General features: G+C 34.4%; 3 protein-coding genes. All 3 read right to left on the bottom strand.

Annotation, left to right across the window (positions count from 1 at the left end; all coding sequences use genetic code 11):
• Positions 1 to 957 (bottom strand): UvrD-helicase domain-containing protein (locus ACI3VO_RS03595; protein ID WP_439756610.1); only part of this gene is annotated, 957 nt, incomplete at its 3' end.
• A complete protein-coding gene (locus tag ACI3VO_RS03590; protein WP_439756611.1) occupies positions 954 to 1613 on the bottom strand; it encodes a PD-(D/E)XK nuclease family protein in 660 nt (219 codons plus the stop codon). The genes ACI3VO_RS03595 and ACI3VO_RS03590, both read right to left, overlap by 4 nt.
• 88 nt (positions 1614 to 1701) lie before the next feature.
• Positions 1702 to 1958 (bottom strand): hypothetical protein (locus ACI3VO_RS03585; RefSeq protein WP_439756609.1); only part of this gene is annotated, 257 nt, incomplete at its 5' end.

Genomic DNA, 1958 nt, shown 5'->3' with positions numbered 1-1958 from the left:
CTCGATTGATTTTTTTGCGTTGTCTCTTATTTTTTTAGCCTTGTCTTTTTCTTCTTTTATATAGTAAGGAGCATCCTTTGGAATTCTCTTCACTCCTTTGGCGTAATTTTCAAATTTTATATTTAAAATTTTATTGTTAACCTCAGTCCACGATGTTTCGCAGGCAATGGATATATCTTTTATTTTCTCGTGCTCTATTCTCAACTTATCTGTAAAAGTCGCCAGTTCATCTATGTCCTCGACATCTTCAATAGCCTTTTGAATAGATTTTTCGATGCCCTCTATTTGAATCTTGACTGTTTCAAGTATCGCCTTTGCCCACTTAGATGTCGCAAAATCAAAGTTTTCGTCGACATTGAAGTCTTCTGCACTTTCTCTTAGCCATACCTTTGGATATGGAGATGCCATTACAAAGCTGTATATTGATAAAATAAGCTTTTGTAAATTTGTATCTCCTCTTTTTTCTGCATAACAATCGACTAAGTAACAGAATTCCTCGTCATTTTTCTCATAAAGCATATCAAATGTCTCGTCGATTGCCTCTAGCTTCATAAGCGAGCACTCCGTCTCATCTCCTATCCTAAAATTAGGATCTAGGTTTATCTTGTGGAAATTCGACTTTATAACCTCTAGACAAAATGAGTGTATTGTAGTTATGCTCGCCTTATTTAAAAGAACTAGCTGATCTTGAAGGTGTTCGTTTTCTGGGTTTTCGTCTAATTTTTTAGAAATAGCATCTCCTATTCTCTCCCTCATCTCAGATGCAGCTGCATTTGTGAAGGTAACTACTAATAATTTGTCTATATCTATCTTTAAATCCTCATTTAAAATCATCTGAATTATACGCTCTACAAGTACGGCAGTTTTACCAGAGCCAGCAGCTGCTGCAACTAGCAGGTTTCCACCTCTACTGTCGATTACGTTTTGTTGCTCTATTGTCCATTTTGGAGAACTCATTCTTCCACCTCCTCAGCCATCATTTTAATAATTTCCTCGTTCTTTTTGTCCTTTATTATCTTGTAATTGTTGTCCTTAAGTGTAGCGTCAAATTGGCAAATTGCATTGTATAGACAGAAATCACATGAAGTTTTGTCCTTGTGCTTATTAGGATTTATGCTTATATCTCCACCTAGCATGCCTTGACATAATTCCTTTATCTCGTATTTTACATATTTTCTAAGTACTTCAAATTCTTGATAAGTCACGCCATTTGTGCTCTTAGCCAAGCTTCCATCTTTATTTAAAGTGACTGGAACTATTAGTGATGATTTTACATCGTCTTCATATAGTGATTTATCCATCTTTTTGATTATGTGCACATCCTTTGCGAGCAATCCCTTCATCTTAGATTGCTTTAAAATTTCCTCGTCAATTTGCTCTTCCTCTTTATTTTCATTGAACTTCGCAATCGGATTGTCTATCTTGCAGTATAAAATCGCAGCTGGATGAATACTTGTTCCCTTCTTTATAAAGCTCTCCAATATCGCATCTAAATAAACTAGTAATTGAAGCTGTAATCCATAATAAACCTCTGTAAGGCTTATATTTTTATCAGATGATTTGTAATCTACTATTCTGATGTATTTGTCGTCATTTTCATCGAATTCATCGATTCTGTCTATCTGACCAACTAGATTAATTTCTTTTCCATCCTCTAGTATTATCTTTATAGGCGGATAATACTAGAGGATGGAAAAGAAATTAATCTAGTTGGTCAGATAGATTAATTTCTTTTCCATCCTCTAGTATTATCTTTATAGGCGGATATTTTCCAGTTTGCCCAAAATTGACTTCGTAGTCTATTGGTTCAAATTCTCCAGATCTAATCTGTGTTGCGATTATGTTAATCGCCGCAATCAGCATTCTCTTAAGTCTATACGATAAGTATTTATATCTAGGGGAGCTATTTAATATAAAACCAGGTATTTGCGAAATCATAAAATCTACAATTGAATTTA

Origin of the sequence: Intestinibacter sp. (assembly GCF_051866655.1) — a bacterium.
Lineage (GTDB): Bacteria > Bacillota > Clostridia > Peptostreptococcales > Peptostreptococcaceae > Intestinibacter.
This window is presented reverse-complemented; position numbering and strand designations above follow the sequence as displayed.